Source organism: Neorhizobium sp. 05N33 (genome assembly GCF_056397445.1).
In genome coordinates this window covers 22,429-29,798 of record NZ_JBFTNK010000028.1, presented here as the reverse complement: position 1 = coordinate 29,798, position 7,370 = coordinate 22,429, and the positions used below count along the sequence as shown (strand labels likewise).

General features: G+C 65.0%; 6 protein-coding genes. 2 read left to right on the top strand and 4 right to left on the bottom strand.

Annotated elements, in window-relative coordinates; genetic code table 11:
- Window positions 1–200: 200 nt before the first annotated feature.
- Window positions 201–2,141, bottom strand: coding sequence for a methyl-accepting chemotaxis protein (locus AC1DLT_RS30330; RefSeq protein WP_477489183.1), 1,941 nt, complete (start codon window positions 2,139–2,141; stop codon window positions 201–203).
- Window positions 2,142–2,293: 152 nt separating this feature from the next.
- Here AC1DLT_RS30330 and AC1DLT_RS30325 point away from each other — a divergent pair, with 152 nt between their 5' ends.
- Together AC1DLT_RS30325 and AC1DLT_RS30320 are read left to right on the top strand one after the other, a co-directional pair.
- Window positions 2,294–3,058 carry a TlyA family RNA methyltransferase gene (locus tag AC1DLT_RS30325; protein WP_477489182.1) on the top strand — a complete coding sequence of 255 codons (765 nt, stop codon included), beginning with the start codon at window positions 2,294–2,296 and terminating at the stop codon, window positions 3,056–3,058.
- Entirely contained in the window at window positions 3,055–4,299 is a 1,245-nt protein-coding gene (locus AC1DLT_RS30320; RefSeq protein WP_477489181.1) for a class I SAM-dependent RNA methyltransferase, read from the top strand. The genes AC1DLT_RS30325 and AC1DLT_RS30320 overlap by 4 nt, the downstream gene beginning before the upstream one ends.
- 27 nt (window positions 4,300–4,326) lie before the next feature.
- Here AC1DLT_RS30320 and AC1DLT_RS30315 read toward each other — a convergent pair whose 3' ends face one another.
- The 3 genes from AC1DLT_RS30315 to AC1DLT_RS30305 form a co-directional block, all read right to left on the bottom strand.
- Window positions 4,327–4,713, bottom strand: coding sequence for a hypothetical protein (locus AC1DLT_RS30315; RefSeq protein ID WP_477489180.1), 387 nt, complete (start codon window positions 4,711–4,713; stop codon window positions 4,327–4,329).
- A gap of 85 nt (window positions 4,714–4,798) precedes the next feature.
- Complete coding sequence (locus tag AC1DLT_RS30310; protein ID WP_477489179.1) at window positions 4,799–5,557, bottom strand: crotonase/enoyl-CoA hydratase family protein; 759 nt, start codon at window positions 5,555–5,557, stop codon at window positions 4,799–4,801.
- Between the two features lie 11 nt (window positions 5,558–5,568).
- A complete protein-coding gene (locus AC1DLT_RS30305) occupies window positions 5,569–7,362 on the bottom strand; it encodes an acyl-CoA dehydrogenase (protein WP_477489178.1) in 1,794 nt (597 codons plus the stop codon).
- Window positions 7,363–7,370: the final 8 nt, after the last annotated feature.

Below are 7,370 nucleotides of genomic sequence, written 5' to 3'. Positions count from 1 at the left end.
TCAATCTTGCGAAGCAGGTGATCCTTCGGCACCAGACCCTCGAGCGTCACCATCTCAAGAGCCGTCTGGCAAGGGGTAGGTTTCTTCAACATGTCCCAATGAATCACAAACCCCCGGACCACGCCAGGGGTTTGTCAGCAGTCTGAAGGCAGGCCGGAGGGTCTTCCGGCCTGCCTTTGAGATCGAGCCATATGGGCGGATCAGAATTCCGACCACTCTTCCTTCACGGCGGCAGCGCTCGCCGCTTTGCCGGAGAAGGCGCGGGCGACGGTGGAGCGCAGGGCGTTTGCCGGCGATGCCACCGGACGGGCTGCCGACGGGGCCGCAACCGGACGCGACGCCCGGACCGATCGCGTGCCCCCGAAGTTGAACTGCCTCAGCAGGGCATCGAGCGCCTGGGCTTCCTGGGCGAGCTTGTGGCTTGCCGCGTTCTGCTCTTCGACCATGGCGGCGTTCTGCTGCGTGCCCTGGTCCATTGCGTTGACCGACGTGTTGATCTCCTGGAGGCCTGTCGACTGTTCGCGTGTGGAGATGACGATGGCGGAGAGGTGCTGGTTGATCTGCTGCACTTCGCCGACAATCGCTTCCAGCGCCTGGCCAGTCTCGCCGACCAGCGCGACGCCCGCATCCACCTGCTGGCTGGAGGTGGTGATCAGCGCCTTGATCTCCTTTGCCGCATTGGCGGAACGCTGGGCGAGTTCGCGGACTTCCTGTGCGACGACCGCAAAGCCCTTGCCCGCCTCGCCGGCGCGCGCTGCCTCGACGCCTGCGTTCAGCGCCAGAAGGTTGGTCTGGAAGGCGATGTCGTCGATGACCGAGATGATATTGCTGATCTCACCTGACGACTTCGAGATTTGCTCCATGGCGGAGACTGCGCGGCGGACCACCTCGCCGGACTTTTCGGCGCCGATGCGGGTGCGCTCGACGCGCTGGCCGACGTCTTCAGCTCGGCGGGCCGATTCCTTTACCGTCGTCGTCACCTGTTCGAGTGCGGCGGCTGTCTCTTCGACGGCTGCGGCCTGCTGTTCCGTGCGGCGGCCGAGATCGTCAGCCGCGGAGCGGATTTCGCCGGCACCGGAACTGATAGCCGAGGCGTTCTCGCCGACCGCCTGGAGGGCGGCCTGCAGCCGGCCGAGCGCCTGGTTGAAATCGGTGCGCAGCCGATCGAGATTGCCGGAGAACGGCTTTTCGATGCGGTAGGCGACATCGCCATCGGCAAGGCTTGCAAGCCCGGTGGCCAGCGCGTCGATCGCAAACTCGATATTGGCGGCTTCGCGTGCCTTCTGGGCGTCGTTGTCGAGGCGTTCGCGCTCGCGGGTGTCGCGCAGGACATCCGCGTCACGGGCCAGACGCTGCTTTTCGATCGCCGCATCCTTGAAGACGGTAACGGCCTTGGCCATCCGGCCAACTTCGTCGCCGCGTTCGAGAGCCGGAATGCCGATATCATGATTGCCGCCGGCAAGGCTGGTCATGGCCTCCGTCATGCCGACGATCGGTTGGACGATGGCACGCGACAGGGCAAGCACCAGGGCGACCGCGATCAGGCCGGCAATACCGCCGCCGATGAGGAGCGTCAGCAGCAGATCGGTATGGGCCTGGGTCTGGGCGCTGACCATGGTGGTCGACAGGTCGAAAGCCTGCTTCTTGATCTTGGCGGCAGCCTCTCGGAACACGTCGAGCTGGCCCTTCGACTGGTTGCGGCCGATCTCGATGACTTCCTCGATCGGCTTGCCGGTGTTCTTGCGGGCGTCGAGCTGCGGAACGGTAAGCTGGGTGTGGAACACCTCGGCTGCGGCACGCATCGCATCAAGCGAAGCGACCATATCCGGCACGCCGGCGGCCGCCTTCTTGGCGGCGTCGATCGCCGCGATCATCTTTTCGCGGTTGTTGAAGACGTCGGCATAGGTGCTGTCGCTCTTGAAGAGCAGGAAGCCGCGCTGATTGACGGCCTGTTCCAGCATCGCTTCGAGCGCCGCGTCCACATTCATCATGATCGTCTGGGAAACGACCTGCTGCGCAGACGAGCGGCTCGATTTCAAGGCCTGCCAGTAAACGCCGGCGGACGCCAGCAGACAGACCGACATCAACGCCGCGAAGGTGATGATCAGCTTCTTGTTCAGGGATAGGTTTTTAAGCGACATCGGGGGCTTCCGCTCTCGGGTGAAACAGCATTGGGCATCTCCTCCGGCGGCGAGAGAATCCCAACATGATTAAAATTTGATTGAACCCGGCGCGGGTTTTCACGAAGCAAGGCCCTTGCAAGCCGGCCGATAGGCAGGCATTGACTGCGACCATGTCCTCAAGCCCTGAAAACCAACGCCTCGACCAGCTTCTCGTCTCGCTCAATCTCGTGGCGAGCAGAGCTCGCGCGCGCGATGCGATCGCCCGCGGCACCGTTACCGTCAACGGCCGCGTCGTCACCAAACCGAGCCTCACCTTCCCGCTCGACGCGAAACTCACGATCGACGACCCGGCGCAGGATTACGTCTCCCGCGCCGCGTTGAAGCTCGTCGCGGCGCTCGATCACTTCAAGCTCGATCCGGCCGGCCATGACTGTCTCGATATCGGCGCCTCGACCGGCGGCTTTACCGAAGTGCTGATCATGCGCGGCGCAGAGCATGTGACCTCGATCGACGTCGGCCACGGACAGATCCATCCGCGGCTGCTCGCCGAGCCGCGGGTCACCAATATCGAGGGCCTCAACGCCCGCTATCTGACCGCCGAGGATTACGACGACCGCGAGATCACCTTCATCGTCTCCGACGTCTCGTTCATCTCGCTGAAGCTGGCGCTGGCGCCGGCCTTGGATCTTGCCGAGCCCGGCGCGCGTTGCGTGCTGCTGGTCAAGCCGCAATTCGAGGCGGGCCGCGATGCGATCAGCAAGGCCGGGCTGCTGAAGGAGCCGGAGACGGCGCCCCAGGTCGCGGCCGAACTCGAACGCTGGCTCGTCGAAGAAATGGGCTGGTCGAGCCTCGGGCTCATCCCCTCCCCGATCGTCGGCGGCGACGGCAACCAGGAATACCTGCTCGCAGGCAGGAAGCCCGGTGAACCTTCATGAGCACGGTCACCGTCACGATCAGCCGGCTCGGCGCCCAGGGCCACGGCATCGCCAATGGCGAAGACGGCCCCGTCTACGTGCCCTATGCGCTGCCCGGCGAAACGCTGGCGATCGCCCGCAATGGCGACCACGGCACGGTCATGTCGACGTCTAACCCGTCGCCGGACCGGGTTACGCCGCCCTGTCGCCACTTCGGGCCTGACAGCGACGCCTGCGGCGGCTGTTCGCTGCAGCATCTGGCCGACGCGCCCTATCACGCCTTCAAGCGCAACCTCGTCGTCGAGGCCCTGAAATCCAAGGGTCTGACGCCTGAAGTGGGCGAACTGGTCATCGCCCATCCCGGCGAGCGTCGGCGGGTGGTGTTTTCCGCCCGCAAGACCGAGAAGGAATTGCTGCTCGGCTTCAACCGCGCCGAGACCAACCACATCGTCTCGATCGTCGAATGTCCGATCGCCTCGCCGGGCATCGTTGCCCGGCTCGAGGCGATCCGCGCTGTGGGCAAGGCGCTGGCGACCGGTTCTGAGACATTCCGCATCGCGGTTCTCGAAACGCTTGCCGGCCTCGATCTTGCCGCAGAAGGGCTGAAGCCGCTTGACGACAAGCAGCGGCGCACGGTCACCGAGACGGTGCTGGCGCTGAAGAGCATCGCGCGGGTTTCGGTCAATGGCGAGATCGTCATCGAATTGCAGAAGCCGCTGGTGGATTTCGGCGGCGTCAAGGTCTCCCCGCCACCCGGCGCCTTTACCCAGGCGACGAAACCGTCGGAAGACGCTATGGCCGAACTGGTGCTGTCGCATATCGGCAAGGCCAAGCGGGTTATCGACCTGTTTGCCGGCTCCGGCACCTTCTCGCTCCGGCTCGCCCGCATCGCCAAGGTGCATGCAGTCGAAGGCGACGAGAAATCGGTCAGGGCGCTCGACCTTGCGGGCCGCAACACTCAAGGCCTGAAGCCGGTGTCGGTTGAGAAGCGCGATCTCTACCGCCGACCGATGATGGTTTCGGAACTGAAAAACTACGACGCCGTCGTCTTCGATCCGCCGCGCGCCGGTGCCGAAGTCCAGATGAAGGAGCTTGCCCGCTCGACCGTGAAGACGGTCGTGGCGGTGAGCTGCAACCCGCTGACGCTTGCCCGCGACCTTCGGATTCTCGTCGATGCCGGATACCAGATCAAGACGGTCACGCCGATCGACCAGTTCCTGTGGTCGCCGCATGTCGAAGCGGTGGCGCTGCTGCAGAAATAAGCTCGGGCGGGCGGACCGCCGGGCTTCCTACCGATCCAGATCAAGCGTACCGGTGCCAACCACGCCGGAGCAGCGGCAGCGGCTGCCGACGCGGCCGGGATCGGCATTGCAGACATAGGGGCGGCGGCGGTCCATGCTCGGCGGCGGAGAGACGACGCAGACATAACGTTGCGGGCGGGGACGATTTCTATCGCGGTCACGGTCGCGGTCGCGATCTCTGTCCCGGTCACGGTCCCTGTCACGATCACGGTCGTCGTCACGGCGGATGATGAGTCCGTTGGGGCCGATGGTGACGGAAGGGCTCTGGGCGAGCTGCAGCGGCTGGCTCTGCGAGGGAAACGCCAGCGTCTCGGCCTGCGCCGGCGCTATTCCAAGAAGCAGTACGAGCAAGCCCGACGAAATACGATGCGCCATCATTTCCTCCCGATCGATTGGAGGCAATCTAGCGCTGAAGTTGCGTCAAAAGAAGACGGGAACAGAAATTTCCCGTGCGACACCGTTAACGCCGCATGAAGGCCTCGAAGGCGGCGCGCGCCTCGGCGCTTTTAAGCTGGGCGGAGAAATGCACCAGCTCCTCGTCGATACGGGCAAGCACCGCCTCGCGCGGTCCGCGCACCAGGTCACGGGCGATCTTCAGGGCCTGCGGCGGTTTGCTGGCAAGGCTTGCGGCAAGCGCCAGCGTCTCAGCTTCGACCGCCTGCGGCTCCACGATCTTCCAGATCAACCCGGCATCGAGTGCAGCTTGCGCCGAAAACCCCTCGCCCGCCACCAGCATGGCAAAGGCGCGCTGGTGGCCGATGGCCTTCGGCGCCAGCACGCTGGAAGCGGCTTCCGGCACCAGCGCCAGGTCGACGAAGGGCGTCTTGAACAGGCTGCGGGCGGAGGCGACCGTCAGGTCGCAATGCATGTTCAACGTGGTGCCGATGCCGATCGCCAGGCCATCGACGCCCGACACAAGCGGCTTGTCGGCAAGCGCTAAGGCCTTGATGAAAACGGCGGCGGCAGGTGCCTCCTTCGATCCGGACATGGCGTAGGTAAGAAAATCCCCCATGTCGTTGCCGGCGGAGAAGCAGCCCTCGCTGCCGAGGAAGGCGACGGCGCGAACGGCGTCGTCTCTGTTTGCCTCTTCGAGCGCCGCGGTCATGCGGTTGTACATGGCCGAGGTGATGGCGTTCTTCTTTTCCGGCCGATTGAAGCGGATCACCATGACGCCCGGCCGGGCCTCGGGGCGCTCGATGAGGATGTGGTTGTCGCTCACGGATGCCTCCTTCAGGCGAGGATCGCGCGGGCGGCTTGAAGGCTCGCGGCGCCTGAAACGACGCGGTCCTTCAGGGCCGAGGTTTCGGCCAGCAGGTTTTCGGCCATGAAGCGGCAGAGCGCGACGCGCTTTTCCGGGCCACCGTTATCGACAGCGACAAGCGCGCCCTTGGCGAGATAACAGCCGGTCAGCACCAGGCCGAACAGGCGCTGATAGGGCGTCGCCCCGGCGAGCGCATCCGCGGTCTTGCCGGCGGCCTGGGTGTCGAGGAGCCAGCCGGTGGCGGTTTCGAGTGCGGCGATGGCGGCGCGCAGGCGGTCACCGGTTTCGCCGAACGCCGTATCGTTGGAGGCTGAAATCCTATCGGCAATCTCCTTCAGCTCACCGATGAAGCCGCGCACCTGATCGCCGGAGGAAAGCGGCAGCTTGCGGGTCACGAGGTCGATCGCCTGGATGCCGTTGGTGCCCTCGTAGATTGGCGCGATGCGGGCGTCGCGCAGGTAGCGGGCAGCGCCCGTTTCCTCGATGAAGCCCATGCCGCCATGCACCTGGATGCCGAGCGAGGCGACGTCGACGCCGGCATCGGTCGCGAAGGATTTTGCGATCGGTGTCAGAAGGGCTGCCCGTTCGGTCCAGTGGCGGGCCTCGTCGCCCTCGGTGTGATGCGACATGTCGGTCGCGTGGGCGCAGGCGTAGCAGATGGCGCGGGCGCCTTGGGTCAGTGCCTTCATGGTGATCAGCGTGCGGGCGATGTCCGGATGGTCGATGATCGGGCTCATTCCCTCCCCCGACCAGCCGGGCGCCTTGCCCTGGGTGCGTTCCTTGGCAAAGACGACGGCCTTCTGGGTGGCGGCTTCGGCGATCGCCACGCCCTGCATGCCGACCGCCAGGCGGGCATTGTTCATCATCGTGAACATGCAGGCGAGGCCCTTGTTCTCCTCGCCGATCAGCCAGCCGATCGCGCCCTTGTCCTCTTCGTTGCCGGGAGAATATTTGCCGTCGCCATAGATCATCGTGCAGGTCGGCGAGCCGTGGATGCCGAGCTTGTGTTCGATCGAATGGCAGAACACGTCGTTGCGCGCCTCCAGCGATCCGTCGTCGCCCACGAGAAATTTCGGCACCAGGAAAAGCGAGATGCCGCGGGTGCCGGCAGGCGCGTCGGGAAGCCGTGCCAATACCAGATGGATGATATTGTCGGCAGCGTCGTGCTCGCCCCAGGTGATGAAGATCTTCTGGCCGAAAATGCGGTAGCTGCCGTCGTCGCTGCGCTCGGCGCGGGTCTTCAGGACGCCGAGGTCGGAGCCGGCATGCGGCTCGGTGAGGTTCATGGTGCCGGTCCATTCGCCGGAGACCAATTTGGCCAGATACTTTTCCTTCAGCGCATCGCTGCCGTGCGCCACCAGCGCCTCGATTGCTCCCATGGTCAGCGTCGGGGCGAGCGCGAAGGCCATGGAGGCGGAATTCCACATTTCGAGCGCGGCGACGTTCAGCATATGCGGCAGGTTCTGGCCGCCATAGGCTTCCGGCGCGGTCAGGCCGTTCCAGCCGCCTTCCCGCCAATGACGATAGAGCTCCGGCCAGCCGTCCGGCGTTTTCACCTTGCCGTCGGTCAGGCGAGCGCCCTGTCTGTCGCCGATCTCGCCGAGCGGCGCCATCTCGTTGCCGGCGAACCGCCCTGCTTCCTCCAGGATCGCCTCGACCAGATCGGCGCTCAGGTCACCGAACCTGCCGATCTCCAGGGCGTCCGCGAGACCGGCCACGTGGTTCAGGGTGAAGGCGATCTCCTCGACCGGTGCTTTGTACATGATGCTCC